Here is a 20776-nt window from a genome sequence, read left to right as displayed (position 1 = left end):
CTCTGGTGTTAGCGCTAACAACTTTGCGCTCGATGCGGCCAGACGTTTCACGGCGTCTCCTGGGGGGTGGAGGTCGGGCGGGACGGGTCAGCCCTTGGTGGCGCCCGCGGTGAGTCCGCCGATCAGCTGCCGCTCGGCGACGGCGTAGAAAGCGAGGGCGGGGACCATGGCGAGCACGATGTAGGCGAGGACGAGAGCGTAGTCGGTGGAGTACTGACCCTGGAACTGCTGGACGCCGACCGGGATCGTCTGCCATTGGGGGTCGTTGAACACCAGCAGCGGCAGGAAGAAGTTGTTCCAGCTCGCGACGATCGCGAGCACCGAGACCGTGCCGAGCGCCGGACGCGCCATCGGCAGCAGGATCTTCCAGAAGAAACGGAACTTGCCGCAGCCGTCCATGACGGCCGCCTCCTCGATCTCCGCCGGGATGGTCCGGAAGAAGCCGCGCAGAATGATGATGGTCATGGGGAGCCCGAAGGCCGCCTGCGGGAGGATCACTCCGAGCGGGTTGTCGAGCAGGTCGAAGTTGCGCAGCAGCAGGAACAGCGGCAGGACGGCCACCGCGAACGGGAACATCAGCCCGATCGTGAACAGCGTATAGAACAACTCCCTGCCCCGGAAGGCGTAGCGGGCCAGGACGAACGCCGCCATCGCGGCGACCGCCACCGTGCAGCAAGCCGTGCCGATCGCGATGCCCGCACTGTTGGCGATCTGCCGCCAGAACATTCCGTCGCCGAGGATGCCGGTGTAATTGCCGGTCTTCCAGTGCTCCGGCAGCCCGAACGGGTTGGTCGTCAGCTCGCCGGTGCTCTTGAACCCGGAGATCACCGCGTAGACCAGCGGCACGACGACGAACGCGCCGATCAGCCAGACCACGGCGTGCAGCGACAGGCCGCGTGCCGTTCTGCGGACGTTCATCGGCCACCTCCCGTGGTGATGGCCCCGCTCAGGTCACGGCGCAGCACGTAGCGCTGGTAGAAGAGGGAGAAGACAAGGCTGATCATGAACAGCACCACGCTGATCGCACTGGCGTAGCCGACCTGGTAGCGCTTGAACCCGAACTGGAACATCGAGATCGCCATCGTCTCGGAGGAGTGGTTGGGCCCGCCGGCGGTCATGACCCAGACGAGGTCGAAGAGCTGGATGGCACCGATGACCGAAAGAAAGACGCTGATCCGGATCGTCGGGCCGAGCAACGGCAGGGTCACGTGCCGGAAGCGTCGCCAGGCGCCGGCGCCGTCGATGGCGGCGGCCTCGAGAATCTCGCCCGGGATGCTTTGCAGCCCGGCGAGGAAGAGCATCATGTGGAACCCGAAGTACTTCCAGGTCATGACCACGAACAGGGTCGGCATGACCGTCGAGGGGTCGGCGAGCCACTTGCCCTGCAGCCCCTCCAGGCCGAGGGCGCCCGCGAGATGGTCGGCCATGCCGCCGCCGGGAAGGAAGATCATCGTGAAGAGGACCGCCGTGACCACTTCGGACAGGATGTACGGCGCGAAGAACAGCATCCGGTAGACGGCCCGGCCGCGCAGCCTCTGGTTGAGCAGGACGGCGGTGAACAGCGCGAACGGCAACTGCACCGTGATCGACAGCGTGATCAGGTACAGCCCGCGCTCCAGATCGCCGAGGAAGACCTGGTCCCGGAAGAGGGTGGCGTAGTTCTCGAAGCCGACGAAGTTCTCCAGGGGGCCGACCCCGCCCCACTTGAAGAAGCCGGTGTAGACGGCGACCGCGATCGGGGCGAGGACGAAGACGAGGAAGAGGACCAGAGCCGGGACGAGGAACCAGGCGACCGACGCCCAGCTTCCCAGCCGGCGCGGGAGCGAGCGTGCCGGGGCGGGCGGGCGCACCGGCACGGTGTCCTCCGTCCGCTCCTTGGTCAGGGTGGACACGGAGCTAGGCACCCTTCGCAGCCTCGGTGATCGACTTGGTGACCTGCTCGGGCGTCTTCTTGCCGGCGATGAGGTCGGCGACGCTGTCGTTGACTTGCTGGCCGACCGCCGGCGGGTACGCCTGGTCGAGGAAGAGCTGGAAGCCCGTCGCCTTGACCAGGCTGTCGGCCACCACCCTTCTGTTGGCGTCGGCGAGCAGGCTCTCCGCGCCCTTGACCACCGGCAGGTAGCCGTTGGAGGCCAGCAGCTTGGACTGGTTCTCCAGAACGAAGAACCTCAGGAAGTCCAAGGCCTCCTTCGGGGCGCCCTTGCGCAGCGCGAAGCCACCGCCACCGCCGAACACCTCGGTGACCTGGCCGACGCCGCCGTCGACCGTCGGGAAGGGGAAGAAGCCCAGGTCCGCTCCGAGGTCGGCGCCCGCGTCCTTCTGAACCGACGGTCCCCACTGCCCCATCAGCTCCATGGCGGCGTTGCCGTTGCCCATGGTCGCGGCCTGGCCGCCGGGGGTGGCGTAGCCGGCGCCGAGGAAGGCCGTCTGGAAGGGCTGGAGGTCGACCAGCTCCTTGAGGTGGGTGCCCGCCTGGACGAAGCCGGCGCCGGTGAAGTCCTTGGTGGTCGCGGCCTGCTGCAGCGCCGGGAGGCCCGCGACGCGCATCGCGAGGTAGGCCCAGTAGTAGTGGCCCGGCCACTTCTCCTTGCCCGCGAGGGCGATCGGAGTGATGCCCGCCGCCTTGAGCTTCTTGACGTCTTCCAGGAACTCGGCCCAGGTGGCCGGCGGAGCGGTGATCCCGGCCTTGGCGAAGAGCTTCTTGTTGTACCAGAAGCCGACCATGCCGAGGTCGTAGGGCACCGCGTAGGTCCGGCCCTCGAACTGATAGGGCTGCAGCGAGACGGGGGTGAGGTCGGACGACCAGCCGAACGCGTCGGTGAGGTCCTCGACCAGCCCCGCCTCGACCTGCTGTCGCAGCACGCCGCCGCCCCAGGTCTGGAAGACGTCGGGGAGCTTGCCCGAAGAGGTGGTGGCGGTCAGCTTGGACTTGAACGCCTCGTTCTCCAACGAGGTCGTCTTGATCGTGATGTTCGGGTGAGCGGCCGTGAACGCCGAGGAGATCTCCGGGAAGAGGGACTTGCCCGGTTCCGTCGTGGCGATGTTCCACCACGCGAAGGTCACCTTGCCGTCCGCCGCCGGCTTGCCGCCCGAGTCGTTGCCGCCGCAGGCCGCTGTCAGCGAGACGGACAGAGCGGTCAGGCCCGAGAGCGCCAGGAAGCTTCGTCGACTCGGGGGTGTGCTGGCCATGGGACCTCCGGGGTGGTGAATGCCGGTTCGAGTTCGAAAATGTTTCGTAACATTCTCGAATTCGTGCTGCCACAAACTAGGAACGTGGGGCGCCCCGGTCAAGCCTTCTCACCGAATTTCCGTCGGCAGCAGACGACTTGACGCTTGACAACCGGATCGCGCCGACCGGAAACTCTTCGAAAGTTTGCGATATATGTCGCCGGCCCAAGGCGTGCGCGCAGAGGAGCGAAGTTGAGCGAGCAGCGTCCGACCCTGGCCGTCATCGCCGCGGAGGCAGGGGTCTCCCAGGCCACCGTGTCCAAGGTGATCAACGGCCGCTCCGATGTGGCACCCTCGACGCGCGAACGCGTCGAGGGCCTGCTGCGATCTCACAACTACCTCCACCCAGGCCGGCAGGGCAGGGCCCGCAGGTCGGGCCTGGTCGACTTGATCATCGGCGGTCTGGACAGCGCGTGGGCGGTGGAGATACTCCGCGGCGTCGAGGCCGAGTGCGCCCAGCGGAGCGTCGGCACCGTCGTGTCCCTCGTCCCGCCGGGCGAGGCCACGCCGTCGAGCTGGGCCGCACTGCCGGTCCTGCACCACAGCGACGGCGTCATCCTCGTCACCGCCTCGGTCACCCAGGCCCAGCGCGCCCAGGTCGAACAGGCCGGGGTGGCGCTGGTCGTCATCGACCCGATCGACCTGCCGGGCAACGGTGTGCCGAGCATCGGCGCGACCAACTGGGCGGGCGGCCTCGCCGCCACGGAGCACCTGCTGGAGCTGGGACACCGGCGGATCGCCGCGATCGGCGGGCGCAAGGAGATGCTCTGCAGCCAGGCCCGCATCGACGGGTACCGGGCCGCGCTGGAGCGGGCCGGGATCGAGGTCGACCGCGACCTCATCCGGTTCGGCGACTTCCGGCACGAGGGCGGGTTCCAGCGCGCCCAGGAACTGCTCGCCCTTCCCGAGCCGCCGACCGCCGTCTTCGCCGGCAGCGACCAGCAGGCGATGGGCGTCTACGAAGCCGCCCGGCAGGTCGGGCTGAGCATCCCGCAGGACCTCAGTGTGGTCGGCTTCGACGACCTGCCGATGTGCGAGTGGCTGTCACCACCGCTGACGACGGTGCGTCAGCCGCTGGAGGAGATGGGCCGGCTCGCCGCACGCACCCTCTTCCAGCTCCTGGACGGCCAAAACCTGGTCAGTCCCCGGATGGAGCTCTCGACCGAGCTCAAGGTCAGGCTCTCCACCGCCCCGCCCCGTCCCGTTTCTAGGAGAACTCCTTGACCGAGCCCTGGCGTGACCCCCTCCTGCCCGTGTCCATACGGGTCGCAGATCTGCTGGAACGGATGACGCTGGAAGAGAAGGCGGGTCAGCTCGCCGGCTTCTGGGCGCTGCCCTCGGATCCGGGGACGCCGGTCGCGCCGATGGAGGACGACTCCGGCGAGTCCGCGCCCGGCCTCGACGACATCGTCGCCCACGGGCTCGGCCAGCTCACCCGGGTGTACGGCACCGCGCCGATCACCGTGGAAGCCGGCATGGAGCGGCTCGCCTCGCTCCAGCGGCAGGTGACCGGAGCCGGCCGGTTCGGGATCCCGGCGGTCGCCCACGAGGAGTGCCTGACCGGGTTCATGACGTTCGGGGCGACGGTCTTCCCCGGGCCGCTGGCCTGGGGTGCGTCCTTCGATCCCGGGCTCGTGCGCCGGATGGCCGCCGCCATCGGCTCGGGGATGCGGCGGGTCGGCGTTCACCAGGGGCTGGCCCCGGTGCTCGACGTGGTCCGCGACTACCGGTGGGGCAGGACCGAGGAGTGCATCGGCGAGGATCCCTATCTCGTCGGAGCGATCGGCACCGCCTATGTGCAGGGCTTGGAGGGCGCCGGGATCGTGGCGACGCTCAAGCACTTCGCCGGGTACTCGGCCTCGCGCGGCGGCCGGAACATGGCCCCCGTCGCCTCGGGGCCGCGCGAGTTCGCCGACGTGCTGGTGGAGCCCTTCGTACGGGCACTGCGCGAGGGGGGCGCCCGGTCGGTGATGAACAGTTACACCGACGTGGACGGCGTCCCGGTGGCCGCCGACGAGCGGCTGCTGACCGAACTGCTCAGGGATGAGCTCGGTTTCGGCGGTGTGGTCGTCGCCGACTACTACGCCGTCTCCTTCCTGGAGACCCGGCACGGCGTCACCGGATCGCGCGGCGCGGCCGGCGCGCTGGCACTGACCGCCGGAATCGACGTCGAACTGCCCACGGCCCGCTGCTACGGCGAGCCGCTGACCGCACTCGTGCGGTCAGGGAGCGTGCCCGAGGAGCTCATCGACCGGGCCGCGGAACGGGTGCTGCTGCAGAAGGCCGAGCTCGGCCTGCTCGACCCCGACTGGGAACCCGCCGACCCCGAGCCGTTCGACCTCGATCCGCCGGAAAACCGGGCACTGGCCAGGCTCCTGGCCGAGCGGTCCACCATCCTGCTCGCCAACGACGGCACCCTGCCGCTGCGGCCGTGCCGCGTGTCGGTCAGCGGGCCGTACGCCGACGACCCCCGGTCCTTCCTCGGCTGCTATTCCTTCCCCAACCACGTCGCGCTGCCCGGCGACCTCGGGCTGGAGATCCCCACGCTGGGCGAGGCGCTCACCGCAGCCGGGTTCACGGTCGCCGAGGACGATCCGGACGTGAACGTGCTGGTGCTCGGGGACCGGGCCGGCATGTTCGGCCGGGGCACCTCCGGAGAGGGCTGCGACGCCGAGACCCTCGACCTGCCCGGCGACCAGGCCGCGCTCGCCTCCGCCGTTCTGGACTCCGGGGTGCCGACCATCCTGGTCCTGGTCTCCGGACGGCCCTACGCGCTCGGCACGCTGGCCGAGCGCGCATCGGCCGTGGTGCAGGTCTTCTTCCCCGGCGAGGAGGGCGGGACGGCGCTGGCCCGGGTCATCAGCGGGGCCGCGGAACCGTCCGGGCGGTTGCCCGTCTCCATCCCCCGCCAGGTCGGCGGCCAGCCCGGCACCTACCTGCACGGCAGGCTCGGTGGGCACACCGACTGGAGCTCGGTGGACCCGACGCCCCTGTTCCCCTTCGGACACGGGCTGAGCTGGACCACCTTCACCTGCTCGGAGCTCTCGGTGGATCCCGTCGCCGCGACGGACGGAACCGTCGCCGTTTCCGTCACGGCACGCAACGTCGGCGAAGTGGCCGGGACCGAGGTGGTCCAGCTGTACCTCTCCGACCCCGTGGCGTCCGTCGTCCGGCCACAGCGGTGGCTCGCCGGATTCGCCAGGGTCGAGCTGCAGCCGGGCGCGGCCGCCCGGATCACCTTCTCCGTCCACGCCGACCGGACCTCATTCACCGGACTCGACCTGCGCAGACGAGTGGAGCCCGGGGAGATCGGCGTGGCCGTCGGACGCTCCAGCGGCGATCTTCCGCTCCGGGGCACCTTCACGCTGGAGGGCCCCGTACGCCACCCGGCGGCCGACCGGGTGCTGTCCGTGCCGGTCGAGATCGTCCCGGTTCCATGACCCCGTCGTTCGATGATCCCGTCTTCGGTGATCCCGTGCTGCCCGGGTTCCGGCCCGACCCGTCCGTCTGCCGGGTGGGAGCCGACTACTACCTCGTGACGTCCAGCTTCGAATGGTTCCCGGGCCTTCCCGTGTTCCACAGCCGCGATCTCGTGAACTGGCGGCGCATCGGCTCCGCCCTCGACCGGGCGTCCCAGCTCGATCTCGACGGGTGCGCGCCCTCACGGGGCCTGTTCGCACCGACGATCCGGCACCACGACGGCGTCTTCCACCTCGTCTGCACGCTGATGGACGGCCCCGGCCACTTCGTCGTCACGGCGACCGACCCGGCGGGGCCGTGGTCGCAGCCGCACTGGCTGGAGGGCGAGGGCTTCGACCCGTCGCTGTTCTTCGACGACGGGCCGGACGACAGCGGCGGCGACGGCGACGGCGACGGTCGGGCCTGGTTCACCGCCGCCCGCGTGCTGGACGAGGCCGCCGGCCGCACCGCGATCTGGATGCGCGAATACCTTCCCCGCGAACGACGGCTCACGGGACCCGAGCACGTCCTGTGGTCGGGAAGCCACCCTGGCGCCCGATGGTCGGAAGCCCCGCACCTCTACAAGATCGACGGCACCTATCTCCTGCTCACCGCCGAGGGCGGCACCGATGTGGACCACAGCGTGGTGGCCGCCCGCGCTGACCACGTGACCGGACCGTACGAGGGCGCCCCCGGCAACCCGGTGCTACCACCCGCCAAGGGCCCCGTCACCTGCACCGGCCACGCCGACCTCGTCCAAACCCCGGACGGCGACTGGCGGGCCGTCCTCCTGGGCGTCCGTCCCGGCTCCGCCCTCGGCCGCGAGACCTTCCTCAGCCGGATCACCTGGGAAGAGGACTGGCCCGTCTTCTCCCCCATCGTCCACACCGACCTCCGCCGCCCTCTCCACGACGGTTTCGCCACACTCTCCGCCGACTGGAGCACCCTGCGCACCCCGGCGGCGCCGTTCTGGACCACCGGCGACGGACTCCGCCTGCGGCTCCGCCCCGAACGCCTCGGCGAACGCACCACTCCGTCCCTCCTGGCCCGCCCCCAGGAACAGCCCGACTGCGACGTCTCCACCGAACTGCACTTCACCCCCGCCGCACCGGACGAACAGGCAGGGCTCGCCGTGGTCCTCGACGACGACGCCCACCTCCTCTTCCTCCGCACCACGGAAGGCCTCAGCCTCCGGCGCGGATCCGAGGTCCTGGCCGCCGTTGCCGTCCCCCCGGGCCCCGTTCGCCTCGGGGTCCGCATCCGCGGCTTCAGCCACACCTTCGCCCACGCGGCACCCGACGGCGCCTGGCAGGACCTGACCACCGTCGAAGCCACCTTCCTCACCCCGCTGTTCACCAGCGTCCAGCTCGGCCTCTACGCCACCTCCAACGGTGGCCCCTCCACCGGCCAAGCGCGCTTCACGTCGTTCGACATCACGTACCCGAGCCGGCCGGAACCACCTGGACACCGGCGTCGATGATGCGGCGCGCGGTGTGGGGAGGCATTGCCGACACTGACGTCGAAAGCATTGACACCCAAATTGTGAGCGTTAACAATCGTGCAGCCGGTTGGAGCCCGACATTCCTTGTGCGCGAAACCCTTTTCTCTCACGGACCATGGAGTTCGCCATGCCGACTCACCCCTTCAGCCGCCGCACCGTGATCAAGGCGACCGGCGTCGCGGCCGTATCCGCGGCTGTCGGCCCCGTCCTTGGCCCCGTCTCCGCCGCGGCGGAGACATCCCCGGGCAGGTCCGACGTCGGAGTGTCGGCGGTCCCGTTCAACCTGGGTCAGGTGCGGCTCACCAGCAGCCGCTGGCTCGACAATCAGAACCGTACCCTGGCCTACCTCCGCTTCGTCGACGTCGACCGCCTGCTGTACAACTTCCGCGCCAACCACCGGCTCTCCACCAACGCCGCAGCCCCGACCGGAGGCTGGGACGACCCGGCGTTCCCCTTCCGCACCCACGTGCAGGGCCATTTCCTCACGGCGTGGGCCCAGGCCTACGCCGCGGTCGGGGACACCACCTGCCGCGACAAGGCCGACCACATGGTGGCCCAACTCGCCAAGTGCCAGGCCAACAACTCCACCGCGGGCTTCTCCGCCGGCTACTTATCGGGCTTCCCCGAGAGCGACTTCACCCGACTCGAAGCAGGCACGCTGAACAACGGCAACGTCCCGTACTACTGCGTCCACAAGACCATGGCCGGTCTGCTGGACGTGTGGCGCCTCCTCGGCAACACACAGGCCCGGGACGTGCTCCTCGCGCTCGCCGGCTGGGTCGACCGACGCACCGCCGCGCTCAGCCACAGCCGGATGCAGTCGTTGATGGGCGTCGAGTTCGGCGGCATGAACGACGTGCTGGCCGACATCCACCTGGAGACCGGCGACGCACGCTGGCTGACCACCGCCCAGCGCTTCGACCACGCCGCGGTCTTCGACCCCCTCGCCGCGAACCAGGACCGGCTGGACGGCCTGCACGCCAACACTCAGGTGCCCAAGTGGATCGGAGCCGTCCGCGAGTACAAGGCCACCGGGACGACCCGCTACCGCGACATCGCCGCCAACGCGTGGACGATCTGCACCACCTCACACACCTACGCCATCGGCGGCAACAGCCAGGCGGAACACTTCCGGGCCCCGAACGCCATATCCGGCTTCCTCCTCCGCGACACCTGCGAGCTCTGCAACTCCTACAACATGCTCAAGCTCACCCGGGAGCTGTGGCAACTGGACCCCGACCGGTCGTCGTACTTCGACTTCTACGAGAAGGCGCTGCTCAACCATGTCATCGGCGCCCAGAACCCGGCCGACCCACACGGACACGTCACCTACTTCACCCCCCTCAACCCGGGCGGCCGCCGCGGCGTGGGCCCGGCGTGGGGCGGCGGCACCTGGAGCACCGACTACGGCACGTTCTGGTGCTGCCAGGGAACGGGCGTCGAGTCGAACACCAAGCTGATGGACTCCGTCTACTTCCACGACGGCACCACTCTCACGGTGAACCTGTTCCTCCCCTCCGTCCTGAACTGGACACAGCGAGGCATCACGGTCACCCAGGCCACCTCCTACCCGGCCGACGACACCACGACGCTCAAGGTCACCGGCAGCGTCGGCGGGACCTGGTCGATGCGCGTCCGCATCCCCGCGTGGACCTCGGGCGCCACCGTCAGCGTCAACGGCGTCGCCCAGACCGTCACGGCCGACCCGGGAACCTACGCCACCCTCACCCGGTCCTGGGCCTCCGGCGACACCGTCACCGTGAAGCTCCCCATGCGTGTGGCCCTCCAGGCCGCCAACGACAACCCCGGCGTCGCGGCGATCACCTACGGCCCCGTCGTCCTCGCCGGCAACCACGGCAGCACCACGCTGTCCTCCCTCCCGACCCTGGTCCCCTCCTCGATCACCCGGACCAGCGGCACCGCCCTCGCCTTCACGGCCACCGCCAACGGAACGAAGGTCGACCTCGCCCCGTTCCACGACGCCCACGGCTTCAACTACAGCGTCTACTGGCGGACCGACAGTCCCGGCTTCCGTCTCGTCAACGCGGCCAGCGGACTCGTCCTCGGCATCCGGGACATGTCCACCGCCGACGGCGGCCTCGCTCTGCAGTGGACCGACTCCGGCACCGCCGACCACAACTGGCTCCTCGTCCTCGACGGCACCGCACTGCGGCTGCGCAACCTCCACAGCGGCAAGGTCCTCGGCGTGCAGGACATGTCCGGCGCCGACAACGCCCCGATCCTCCAGTGGTCCGACACCGGCACCGCCGACCACCGGTGGACCGTCCTCGACGCCGGCAACGGCTACCACAAGCTTCGGAACGTCCACACCGGCAAGCTGCTCGGCATCGCGGGCGGCTCCACCGCCAACGGCGCCGCAGCCGTACAGGTGCCCGACACCGGCGCCCCCGCCGGCCAGTGGCAGTTCGTCCCCGACGGTGCCAGGCGCATCCAGAACGTCGCCAGCGGGCGGGTCCTCGGTGTGAAGGACATGTCCACCGCGGACGGCGGCCTCGCCATCCAGTGGGACGACAACGGCACCGCCGACCATCTCTGGACGGCCGTCATCGACACCGGCGGCTACCTGCGCCTGCGCAACTCCCACAGCGGCAAGGTCCTCGCCGTGGAGAACGGCGGCACCGCCAACGGCGCCCGGATCGCGCAGTGGGCGGACAACGGCACCGCCGACCACCGGTGGCGCCTGCGCCACGGCGGCGGCGACACCTTCAGGATCCAGTGTGCCAACGGCGGCCGCGTCCTCGGCGTGTCCGGCGCCTCCACCGCCCAGGGGGCCCAGACCGTCCTCTGGGACGACAACGGCACCAACGACCACCTGTGGCGATTCATCTGAGCCGGCGCCGAGCCGCTCGATCGCCACAGGCCGATCGCGGCTCCTCGTAAGCAGCCCTCCTCTCTCCCCCCACTTCCCCACCCCCACTTCCCCACCCCCCACCGGAGGAAGAACCATGCGCAAGTCCTTCCGAGCCGCGTCCGCCCTGCTGGCCGGTGTGCTCACCACCGGTCTCGCCGTGATCAACGCCGGTCCCGCGCACGCCGCCGACCCGACCACCATGAGCAGCGGCTTCTACGCCGACCCCGACAACTCCGCCCTGCGGTGGGCCAACGCGAACCCCGGCGACGGGCGGGCGGCGGCCATCCGGACGTCCATCGCCAACACCCCGGCAGCCCGCTGGTTCGGCAACTGGAGCGGCGACATCGCCGCGGCCGCCGGCGCCTACGTCGGCCGCGCGGACTCCTACGACAAGCTGCCGATCCTGGTCGCGTACAACATCCCCAACCGGGACATCTGCGCCGGTCACTCCGGCGGCGGCGCCGGGAGCCGCGCCGCGTACGACGCCTGGATCGCCGCCTTCGCCAGTGGCATCGGCAGCCGCCCGGCCGTCGTCGTCCTCGAACCGGACGCGCTGGGTCACGAGAGTTGCATGACGGCCGGCCAGATCGCCGAGCGCAACGCCATGCTGAAGAACGCCATCGCCCAGTTCAAGGCCAAGGCACCCAACACCTGGGTCTACCTCGACGCCGGGAACCCCGGCTGGATCGACGCCTCGACCATGGCGCGGCAACTCGCCGCCGCCGGTGTCAGCGGGGCACGCGGCTTCGCGCTGAACGTCTCCAACTACTTCACCGCCGACCAGAACACCTCCTACGGCAACGCGGTCAACTCCGCCCTGAGGTCGTATGGCTACACCAAGCCGTTCGTCGTGGACACCAGCCGCAACGGCAACGGCTCCAACGGCCAGTGGTGCAACCCCGCCGGTCGCCGGATCGGTACTCCCAGCCGGCACGGTGGCGGTGCCGAGATGCTGCTGTGGATCAAGCTTCCCGGCGAGTCGGACGGCAACTGCGGCGTCGGGGCCGGCTCCTCGGCCGGGCAGTTCCTACCGGAGGTCGCCTACAAGATGATCTACGGCCACTGAACCCTTCCTCGCCGAAGGCGCCATGGTGCCGAGGCCGACCGACAGCCCACCTTGAGCGATCCTCATCGAAATACTTTCGATGAGGATCGCTCAATTTCCAAAAGAGCTACCACCCCTCCATTGGGGCTAATTATCGAAATCCTTTCGAAACTCTTGACTTGTTTCGGCGGGGTTTCCAGACTGATGCCCGAGGTGGTGCGGTCCGCCTGTGTCCGGATTCCCGGCGCCGTCCTCGAATCCTTACGCCCTGGTGGTGAGCGTCCTTTTCCCACGGACGCGGGCGTCTTTCACGCGGATTCACCGTGCCGCGCTCCAGTCCTTCCGTGATTTCTTTCCTGGAGGCCAATTCATGGGCTCACATGCCATTTCCCCACGCACCGTCCGCCGGAAGATCGGCGGCCTGTATATGGCCCTGGTCGCCGGCGTCCTCGGTTCGGCCGTCGCGCTGGTGGCGCCACCGACCTCACACGCCGCCGAGAGCACGCTCGGCAGCGCGGCGGCGCAGAGCGGCCGCTACTTCGGCACCGCCATAGCCTCGGGCAGGCTGGGCGACCCGGCGTACAGCACGATCGCGGCCCGCGAGTTCAACTCCGTGACGGCCGAGAACGAGATGAAGATCGACGCCACCGAGCCCCAGCGGGGCCAGTTCAACTTCACCGCCGGTGACCGCGTCTACAACTGGGCGGTGCAGAACGGCAAGCAGGTGCGCGGCCACACCCTGGCCTGGCACTCGCAGCAGCCCGGCTGGATGCAGAGCCTCAGCGGCAGCACGCTGCGCCAGGCGATGACCAACCACATCAACGGCGTGATGGCCCACTACAAGGGCAAGATCGGCCAGTGGGACGTCGTGAACGAGGCCTTCGCCGACGGCCCCTCGGGAGCCCGGCGCGACTCCAACCTGCAGCGCACCGGCAACGACTGGATCGAGGTCGCCTTCCGCACCGCGCGCGCCGCCGACCCGGCCGCCAAGCTCTGCTACAACGACTACAACGTCGAGAACTGGACCTGGGCCAAAACGCAGGCCATGTACGCCATGGTCCGGGACTTCAAGCAGCGCGGCGTGCCGATCGACTGCGTCGGCTTCCAGTCCCACTTCAACAACGACAGCCCCTACAACAGCAACTTCCGCACCACCCTGCAGAGCTTCGCCGCCCTCGGCGTCGATGTCGCCATCACCGAACTCGACATCCAGGGCGCCTCGGGCACGACCTACGCCAACGTGACCAACGACTGCCTGGCCGTCCCGCGCTGCCTCGGCATCACCGTCTGGGGAGTGCGCGACACCGACTCCTGGCGACCGGAGCACTCGCCGCTCCTGTTCAACGGCGACGGCAGCAAGAAGGCCGCCTACTCCTCCGTCCTCAACGCACTCAACGCCGCCTCCCCCACTCCGACGCCCACCCCCGGTTCCGGACAGATCAAGGGCGTCGGTTCGGGCCGCTGCCTGGACGTACCCGGTGCCAGCACCACCGACGGCACCCAGGTCAACCTGTGGGACTGCAACAACCGCACCAACCAGCAGTGGTCGTACACGACCGCGGGCGAGCTGAGGGTGTACGGCAACAAGTGCCTGGACGCCGCCGGCACCGGCAACGGCACCAAGGTCCAGATCTACAGCTGCTGGGGTGGCGACAACCAGAAATGGCGCCTCAACTCCGATGGATCCATCGTCGGAGTCCAGTCCGGCCTCTGTCTCGACGCCGCCGCCAACGGCACCGCGAACGGCACCCTGATCCAGCTCTACTCCTGCTCGAACGGCAACAACCAACGCTGGAGCCGCACATGACCTGCCGCGGCGAAGGGGTGAGCAACCGCTGGTGGTCCCGGGTGGCCGCCGTGGTGGCGGCGACCCTCGCGATCGGCATGCTCGTCGCGGTGGATCCGCCGCCCGCGCGGGCGGCGACGGTGGACGGCAATGCCTGGTACGTCCTGGTCAACCGCAACAGCGGCAAGGCACTGGACGTCTCCGGCGTGTCCACCGCCGACGGCGCGCGGGTCGGCCAGTGGACGCGCGGCGACGGAGCCAACCAGCAGTGGCAGTTCGTGGACTCCGGCGGCGGCTTCTACCGGCTCAAGGCCCGGCATTCGGGCAAGGTCCTCGACGTGGCCGGCGCCTCGACCGCCGACGGCGCCGCGATCACGCAGTGGGCCGACGGCAACGGGTCCAACCAGCAGTTCCGCCTGGCGGACTCCGAAGCCGGCCACGTCCGGCTGATCAACCGCAACAGCGGCAAGGCCGTCGAGGTGCAGGGCGGCTCCACCGCCGACGGCGCCAACGTCGTCCAGTACACCGACTGGGGCGGCGCCAACCAGCACTGGCAGATGGTCAAGCTGTCGTCCGGTGCCGGCGGGTGCGGCAGTGCCCCGACCCTGGCAAGCGGTACGCACACGATTCAGAGCAGCGGCAAGAGCCGCAGCTTCATCCTCAGAATTCCCGACAACTACACCAACAGCCGGCCCTATCGGCTGATCTTCGCGTTCCACTGGCGGGGCGGAACCGCCGGCGAAGTCGCCTCGGGCGGAACGAGCGGAAACGCCTGGTCCTACTACGGCCAACAGGAACAGTCGAGCAACAGCGCGATCCTCGTCGCCCCCCAGGGCCTCGGAAACGGCTGGGCCAATTCGGGCGGTGAGGACATCACCTTCGTCGACGACATGATCCGGCGGATCGAGGGCGGCCTCTGCGTCAACCCGGCGCAGCGTTTCGCCACGGGTTTCAGCTGGGGCGGCGGTATGAGCTACGCACTCGCATGCTCCCGGGCGAACGTCTTCAGGGCTGTCGCGGTCATTTCCGGCGCACAGATCAGCGGGTGCGGTGACGGCACCCGGCCCATCGCCTACTTCGGAATCCACGGCATCGGCGACTCCGTCCTCGGCATCGCGCAAGGACGGTCCCTGCGCGACAGGTTCGTCGGCAACAACGGCTGCACTCCCCAGAGCCCGCGCGAGCCGGCGCCGGGCAGTCGCACGCACGTCACCACCACCTACTCGGGCTGCCGCGCCGGGTACCCGGTCCAATGGGCCGCGTTCGACGGCGGCCACCTGCCCGGTCCGGTCGACGGCTCCCCCAACGAGAGCGGCGTCACGACCTGGACCAAGACGGAGATATGGAGGTTCTTCGCCCAGTTCCAGTGACACGCCCGCACCACGTGAGTGGAGCCGGGACGATCCCGGCTCCACTGCGCCGCCGCCCCTCCCGGGTCGGCGGCGCTTCCCGTCCCGCAATCGTTCAGGAGCAGAGCGCACCGTTGAGCGTGTAGCGCGCCGGGACCGCGTTGGTACCGGAATACGTCGCCTGGAAGCCGAGGCTCACGCTGCCGCCGGGCGCCACCGTACCGTTCCACCCGGAGTCCCGGGCGGTGACCGTGCTGCCCGACTGGCTCACCGTGGCGTTCCAGGCGTTGCCGATCCGCTGATCACCCGCGAAGCTCCAGCCGAGGGTCCACCCGGAGACGGCCGAGGTTCCGGTGTTCCTCACGGTCACCGTCGCGGTGAAGCCGTTGGCCCAGGCGTTGTCGATCCGGTACGCCACCGTGCAGGCGGCCGCCGAAGCGTCGTCGTCCGCCTCCGTCGCCGTGAACGTCGCCGGCTGCACACCGGGACCCCCGGCCGTGAACGTCGCGCTACCCGCCAGCGCGTCGGCATCCTGCGCGGCGGAGACCGAAACCTGCTGTGCGGCGGCCCAGTCGGCCGGGGTGAACACCAAGGTCGCGGCTGCCGACAGGTCCTGGTCGCCGGAGCCGGCGGCCACCGCCACCGTGACGTTCTGCGCGGGCGCGGCCGAGAGCCGCACGCCCACCGGCGTCGAACCGCCCTCCGGAACCGTCACCACCGCCGGTGACACCTGGACCGCGGGCACGGCCGGGGCGCCGCGCCGCTCGGCCGCGAAGGCCGCCAGCCAGGCCAGCGAGGCGTTCCAGTTGATGGCCACCTCGTTGGTGGAGTACGAGCCGATGTCATCCACGTAGCAGGCCGCCGGCGCGCAGCCCGCGAGCTTCTCCTTGGCCACCGGGTCCTCCAGCCCCGCGTTCGGCCCGCCCGCGAAGGAACCGGCCGGCGGGTGCGGCAGCGAGGCGTCGTTCTGGTGCGCCCAGAACCGGTGGTGCTGGTTCTCCGCGTAGCGATCGCCGTAGCCGGTGACGTAGGAGAGGCCGAGCGCGTTGCGGCCGAGCAGGTAGTCCAGGGACTCCAGCGCTCCGGCTCGGTAGCGTTCCCGGCCGGTGAGCTCGTAGGCGACGGCCAGCACCATCGCGTTGTTGGTGACGGAGCTGTTGGAGCCCCACCCGTATCCGGTGGCGGCGAGTGGCACCGCGTAGCCCTGTCCGGCCATGGTGGACAGGTGGCCGTCGGCGGCCGAGGTCAGCAGTCCGCGCAGCCGGGCCGTGTCCTCGGCGGGCAGGGCCACGCCGGCGCCGGTGGCGAGGGTGATCCGGCCGAGCGTCGCGGTACCGCCCCACCAGAACCCGTCGACGGGCTTGGTGTGGTGCGCGGAGGAGGTGACGGCGTCCCGGTACTGCGACTCACCGGTGGTGGCCAGGAGTTCCGCCGCCGCCCAGTAGAACTCGTCGGAGACGTCGGCGTCCTCGTACGCACCGCCGCCGGTGTTGTCGGTCGCCGGGGCGAGCACGTTCGGGTTGCCCTTGGCGGCCGTCCAGGCGCGGCGGGACGCGTCCAGGCAGCGCGCGGCGAACGCGGCGTCGTACGGCGCGTACACCCGGGCACACTGCGCGGCCGACGCCGCCAGGTTCAGCGTCGCGGCGGTCGACGGCTTGTGCAACTCACGCTGCTCGGCGTCGAGTTCGGGACGCGTCGGCAGAGCGGTCCACTTGTTGTCGTGCATCTTGTGGAAGGCCATCCCGGCCATCGGCTTCCCGGCCGGGACCTGCATCCGCAGCAGGAACTCCAGCTCCCATCGGGCCTCGTCCAGCACGTCCGGCGTCCCGTTGCCACGCTCCGGCACCCGCAGCGTCGCGTCGCCGAGCGCCGCGTCACCACCCGAACGCCGGGCGCGCTCGTAGGAGTTGACCATTTCCCAGACGGAGATGCCGCCGTTGACCACGTACTTGCCGTGGTCGCCCGCGTCGTACCAGCCGCCGCGCACGTCCTGTCGGTAGTCGCACACCCCGGCTTGACAGGGGACGCTGGTGTCGCCCTTGTTCGGGGCGATGTCCAGGTGCCCGGCGGGGCGGGCGTAGGCACTGCCGCCCGCCAGGGCCGCGTCGATCGCGGTACCGCTGCGTTGCTGGTAGAAGAACGACATGCTGTCGGCGCGCAGTCCGTCGTACAGCGATGCGGAGATGTCGAAGGGGTGGCTGGTCTGGCCGCCGACGCCCAGGGTGTAGCCGGTGCCGGTGCCGGTGTACGCGCCGAAGTCCACCAGGTGCGTGGACTGGCCGGACGCCTGGTCGGCGCCGCGCACCGTGGTGGTGCCCGAGGCGGCCACCGTGCCGGAGGCGTCGCGCAGTTGCCAGGCGAGGGGGGCGGTCGCGGAGCTGACCACGGTGGCCCGCTTGGGGCCGTCCGGCAGGTAGCCGAGCTGGTTGACCCGGACGGGCGTCTCGGCGGCGGCGGCCCCGGTGGCGGCAGCCGCGACCGGAACGGTCAGGGCGGTCGTGGACAGGGCGCCGACGGCCAGCGCGAGGCCGGCGAGCACGGCGGCCGCGCGACGCGGCACGCGGCGGGCGGGGGTGACAGGAGGCACGGGCGGAGCCTTCCTCGGGAGGGTGGGGGACAAGAGTGGGAGCGCTCCCAATCAAGCCGGCCGTCGGACGACCCGTCAAGACAGCTGCCCCGACCTGGAGTTGGCGGCCTCGACACCTGGAGGATTCCAACGCCCTGTGGGACCCGTTCGCCTACCTGAACCGTGACGGCGATCGACGGCTGACCGCCCGGTCTTCCCTCCACCCCCGCGCACCATGGCGCCGACACGCCGTCGTCACGGTGCGGGGAGGGCGGGCAGCCGGGTGGGGTCGGCGATGATCCGGTGGACCGTGGACCAGGCCGCGCCCAGGACCGGTCCGCGGCGTCCCAGGGCGGAGCGGCGCACCGCCTCCGGGGTCCAGGGCCGGACGGTGACGCGAGCGGCGAGTTCGGCGCGTATCGGCGGGAGGAGCCAGTCGGCGAGTTCGGCGTAGGCGCCGCCGAGGACGAGGCCGTCCGGGTCGATCAGGTTCACCGCCGAGGTGAGGGCGAGGCCCAGGGCCCGACCGGCGCGGTCCAGGGCGCGCAGGGTCCCCGCGTCCCCGGCGCCCGCCCGCTCGGCCAGCAGGGCCATCGGATCGCCGGCGCCCCCCAGCCCGGCCTCGCGCAGTACGGCCGCTTCGCCCGCGTACTGCTCCAGGCAGCCGCGTGCCCCGCAGGCGCAGGGGGCGCCCTCCGGGTGGACGGGCAGGTGGCCGAGTTCGCCCGCGAAGCCGCGGGCGCCCCGGAACAGCTGCCCGTCGATGACGAGGGCGGCACCGATGCCGGCCTCGGCGGAGACGTGCACGAAGGTCTGCGCGGCCTGCTCGGTGTGCCAGTACTCGGCCAGCGCCCCGAGGTTGGCCTCGTTCTCCGGATCCGGCACGGTGTCGGGGTCGGGCCAGTGGTCGGCGAGGCGGACGGCGTGCCAGCCAAGGTTGGGCGCACGCTCGACCAGCCCGCGCGGCTCGTTCGGCACCACCCCCGGCACGGCCAGTACGCGGCCCTCGACGCGCAGCCCGAGTGCGGCGGCCTCGGCCTCCGCCTCGGCGCCCAGCGCGGCGGCCTCCGCCAGCACCTGCCCGGCCGGCCGGCCCGCGTTGGCCCGCTCCACGCGACGCCAGACCCGGGGTTCACCGCGCAGGTCCACGACGCACGCGGCCAGGTGGGTGACGCCGATCTCCAGGCCGAGGCCCGCGGGACCCCGATCGTTCAGGGCCAGCGCCCGTCCGGGGCGGCCGACCCGTCCGCTGGGCGCGGTCTCCGTCTCGGTCAGCGCTCCGCGACCGATGAGCTCCTCGACCATGGAGGAGACGGCCGGCCTGGTCAGGCCCGTGTGCCCGGCGACGTCCGCCCGAGAGAGCGGGCCGTGCGCGGCGACCACGCCGATCACCACCGCGAGGTTCTGCCGGCGCATGCCCTGCTGTGAGGCGGGCGCGGCCTCCACGCCACCGCTCGCCCTCCCGATGCCCGCCATGGAACCGACCCTCCTATCGTCGTGCGGGCGGGGCCTCCTGCAGGGCCCGTGCCCGCCGCAGCGTACTGGTGATCCGTTCGAGCGTGTCGTCGTCACGGGGTACGGGCTCCAGTACCCGGCCTTCGGCAGTCCCCCAGCGCCGGGCGACGGCGTCGGCGGGCTCACCCGTGAGCAGTGCGGCGGCCTGGGCGGCGGCCCCGAGCGCGACCGGTTCCCGGGCCTCGGGCACCTGCACCGCTCGGCCGGACAGCCGCAGGACGGTCCGCTGCCAGGCCCCGCCGCGGGCTCCGCCGCCGATCAGCGTCAGGGGCTCGTCGGGGGCGGGGTTCTCGCCCCCGGCGCGCAGCACGTCCTCCAGCGCCGCGAGCAGGGCTTGGGCGGCGCCGTCGTAGGCGGCTTGGAGGAGCTGTCCCGGCGTGGTGTCGTGGCGCAGGCCGTGGACCAGGCCGGACGCGTACGGGAGGTCGGGAGTGCGCTCACCGTCCAGATGGGGAAGTACCACCACCGTGCCGCCTCCTTCGACGTCCTCGCGGTCGCGGCCGACGAGCGCGGCGAAGCGGTCGACGGCGAGTGTGCAGTTGAGCGTGCAGGCGAGCGGAAGCCAACCGCCGAGGGCATCGGCGAAGCCGGCGACGGTTCCGCCCGGGTCGGCGGGCCGGGTGCGGCCGACGGCGTAGACGGTGCCGGAGGTGCCGAGGCTCAGCACCGGACGTCCGGGGGTCAAGCCCAGCCCGAGGGCGGCGGCCATGTTGTCCCCGGTCCCGGTGGCCACCAGCGCGCCCTCGCGCAGGGGCGTCCCGGCGCGGACGAGGCCCGTCCGGGCGCCCGGCGGGAGGACCTCCGGCAGCAGCTCGGAGTCGAGTCCGATCCGGGCGAGGACCTCCCGGTCGTAGCCGTCCGGGCCCCACCAGCCGGTTCCCGAGGCGTCACCGCGGTCCGTCACCGCCTCGCCGGTCAGCCGCTCCGTCAGGAAGTCGTGGGGAAGCCGGACCGCGGTGACGCGGTCGGCGACGGCAGGCTCGTTCGCCCGCAGCCAGGCCCACTTGGTGGCCGTGAAGGCGGCTGTCGGAACGCTTCCGGTGCGGCGGGCGAGCTCTCCGGCCCCGACGGCGGCCGTGAGCGCGGCGGCCTGCGGGGCGGATCGGACGTCGTTCCACAGCAGCGCCGGCCTGACCGGCCGTCCGGCCGCGTCCAGGGTGACCAGGCCGTGCTGCTGGCCGGCGATCGAGACGGCGGCCGCGCGATCCGCGCAGCCCGTCCGCGCCACTGCCTCGCCGAACGCCCGCCACCACTGCTCGGGATCGCTCTCCCGGCCGGCGCCCTCACTGACGGTGTGTGCGGCGCGGCCCTCGCCCACGACGGCGCCCGTGTCGATGTCGACGGCGAGCGCCTTCGTGGACTGGGTGGAGCTGTCGACACCGATCACGACACGCTGAGCAGACATGCGTTCCTCCGGTGGGGTTCCTTCTGGCGTCTCGGCATACTAATTTGTTT

Annotated in this window: 13 protein-coding genes; 7 read left to right on the top strand and 6 right to left on the bottom strand. The window is 70.9% G+C overall.

What is annotated here, in order from left to right; all coding sequences use genetic code 11:
• Positions 1 to 87 precede the first annotated feature (87 nt).
• The 3 genes from M4D82_RS29415 to M4D82_RS29405 form a co-directional block, all read right to left on the bottom strand.
• Positions 88 to 918, bottom strand: coding sequence for a carbohydrate ABC transporter permease (locus M4D82_RS29415; protein WP_249770094.1), 831 nt, complete (start codon positions 916 to 918; stop codon positions 88 to 90).
• Complete coding sequence (locus M4D82_RS29410; RefSeq protein WP_249772262.1) at positions 915 to 1811, bottom strand: carbohydrate ABC transporter permease; 897 nt, start codon at positions 1809 to 1811, stop codon at positions 915 to 917. Before M4D82_RS29410 ends, M4D82_RS29415 begins: the two co-directional genes overlap by 4 nt.
• Before the next feature lie 85 nt (positions 1812 to 1896).
• The gene (locus M4D82_RS29405; protein WP_249770092.1) at positions 1897 to 3189 is read right to left on the bottom strand and encodes an extracellular solute-binding protein; all 1293 of its coding nucleotides are present in this window, start codon (positions 3187 to 3189) and stop codon (positions 1897 to 1899) included.
• A 231-nt stretch (positions 3190 to 3420) separates the two neighbouring features.
• Here M4D82_RS29405 and M4D82_RS29400 point away from each other — a divergent pair, with 231 nt between their 5' ends.
• The 7 genes from M4D82_RS29400 (at position 3421) to M4D82_RS29370 (ending at position 15261) form a co-directional block, all read left to right on the top strand.
• On the top strand, positions 3421 to 4452 hold the full coding sequence (locus M4D82_RS29400; protein ID WP_249770090.1) for a LacI family DNA-binding transcriptional regulator: 1032 nt from the start codon (positions 3421 to 3423) through the stop codon (positions 4450 to 4452).
• Positions 4449 to 6668 (top strand): glycoside hydrolase family 3 N-terminal domain-containing protein, encoded by a 2220-nt coding sequence (locus M4D82_RS29395; protein WP_249770088.1) that lies wholly within the window; start codon positions 4449 to 4451, stop codon positions 6666 to 6668. The genes M4D82_RS29400 and M4D82_RS29395 overlap by 4 nt, the downstream gene beginning before the upstream one ends.
• Positions 6665 to 8167, top strand: a complete 1503-nt coding sequence (locus M4D82_RS29390) for a glycoside hydrolase family 43 protein (RefSeq protein WP_249770086.1) — start codon at positions 6665 to 6667, stop codon at positions 8165 to 8167. Before M4D82_RS29395 ends, M4D82_RS29390 begins: the two co-directional genes overlap by 4 nt.
• 148 nt (positions 8168 to 8315) lie before the next feature.
• On the top strand, positions 8316 to 11039 hold the full coding sequence (locus tag M4D82_RS29385; protein WP_249770084.1) for a beta-L-arabinofuranosidase domain-containing protein: 2724 nt from the start codon (positions 8316 to 8318) through the stop codon (positions 11037 to 11039).
• Positions 11040 to 11154: 115 nt separating this feature from the next.
• A complete protein-coding gene (locus tag M4D82_RS29380; RefSeq protein ID WP_249770082.1) occupies positions 11155 to 12126 on the top strand; it encodes a glycoside hydrolase family 6 protein in 972 nt (323 codons plus the stop codon).
• A gap of 349 nt (positions 12127 to 12475) precedes the next feature.
• A complete protein-coding gene (locus M4D82_RS29375) occupies positions 12476 to 13912 on the top strand; it encodes an endo-1,4-beta-xylanase (protein WP_249770080.1) in 1437 nt (478 codons plus the stop codon).
• Complete coding sequence (locus M4D82_RS29370) at positions 13909 to 15261, top strand: RICIN domain-containing protein (protein WP_249770078.1); 1353 nt, start codon at positions 13909 to 13911, stop codon at positions 15259 to 15261. The genes M4D82_RS29375 and M4D82_RS29370 overlap by 4 nt, the downstream gene beginning before the upstream one ends.
• 94 nt (positions 15262 to 15355) lie before the next feature.
• Here M4D82_RS29370 and M4D82_RS29365 read toward each other — a convergent pair whose 3' ends face one another.
• From M4D82_RS29365 to xylB, 3 genes are all read right to left on the bottom strand, one after another.
• Positions 15356 to 17827, bottom strand: coding sequence for a glycoside hydrolase family 9 protein (locus M4D82_RS29365; RefSeq protein ID WP_249770076.1), 2472 nt, complete (start codon positions 17825 to 17827; stop codon positions 15356 to 15358).
• Positions 17828 to 18061: 234 nt separating this feature from the next.
• Positions 18062 to 19282: an ROK family protein gene (locus M4D82_RS29360; RefSeq protein ID WP_249770074.1), complete on the bottom strand. Its 1221-nt coding sequence runs from the start codon at positions 19280 to 19282 to the stop codon at positions 18062 to 18064.
• Positions 19283 to 19295: 13 nt separating this feature from the next.
• Positions 19296 to 20726, bottom strand: a complete 1431-nt coding sequence (gene xylB, locus M4D82_RS29355) for a xylulokinase (protein ID WP_249770072.1) — start codon at positions 20724 to 20726, stop codon at positions 19296 to 19298.
• Positions 20727 to 20776: the final 50 nt, after the last annotated feature.

The organism is Streptomyces sp. RerS4 (assembly GCF_023515955.1).
Taxonomy (GTDB): domain Bacteria; phylum Actinomycetota; class Actinomycetes; order Streptomycetales; family Streptomycetaceae; genus Streptomyces.
The sequence above is the reverse complement of the archived record's forward strand: the minus strand, read 5'-3'. Positions and strand labels throughout refer to the sequence as shown.

Excerpts from the sequence above, each read along its gene's own strand:
- M4D82_RS29390 (WP_249770086.1), top strand. The coding sequence starts at position 6,665 with ATGACCCCGTCGTTCGATGATCCCGTCTTCGGTGATCCCGTGCTGCCC.
- M4D82_RS29360 (WP_249770074.1), bottom strand. The coding sequence starts at position 19,282 with ATGGCGGGCATCGGGAGGGCGAGCGGTGGCGTGGAGGCCGCGCCCGCC.
- M4D82_RS29405 (WP_249770092.1), bottom strand. The coding sequence starts at position 3,189 with ATGGCCAGCACACCCCCGAGTCGACGAAGCTTCCTGGCGCTCTCGGGC.
- xylB (WP_249770072.1), bottom strand. The coding sequence starts at position 20,726 with ATGTCTGCTCAGCGTGTCGTGATCGGTGTCGACAGCTCCACCCAGTCC.
- M4D82_RS29380 (WP_249770082.1), top strand. The coding sequence starts at position 11,155 with ATGCGCAAGTCCTTCCGAGCCGCGTCCGCCCTGCTGGCCGGTGTGCTC.
- M4D82_RS29415 (WP_249770094.1), bottom strand. The coding sequence starts at position 918 with ATGAACGTCCGCAGAACGGCACGCGGCCTGTCGCTGCACGCCGTGGTC.
- M4D82_RS29375 (WP_249770080.1), top strand. The coding sequence starts at position 12,476 with ATGGGCTCACATGCCATTTCCCCACGCACCGTCCGCCGGAAGATCGGC.
- M4D82_RS29385 (WP_249770084.1), top strand. The coding sequence starts at position 8,316 with ATGCCGACTCACCCCTTCAGCCGCCGCACCGTGATCAAGGCGACCGGC.
- M4D82_RS29370 (WP_249770078.1), top strand. The coding sequence starts at position 13,909 with ATGACCTGCCGCGGCGAAGGGGTGAGCAACCGCTGGTGGTCCCGGGTG.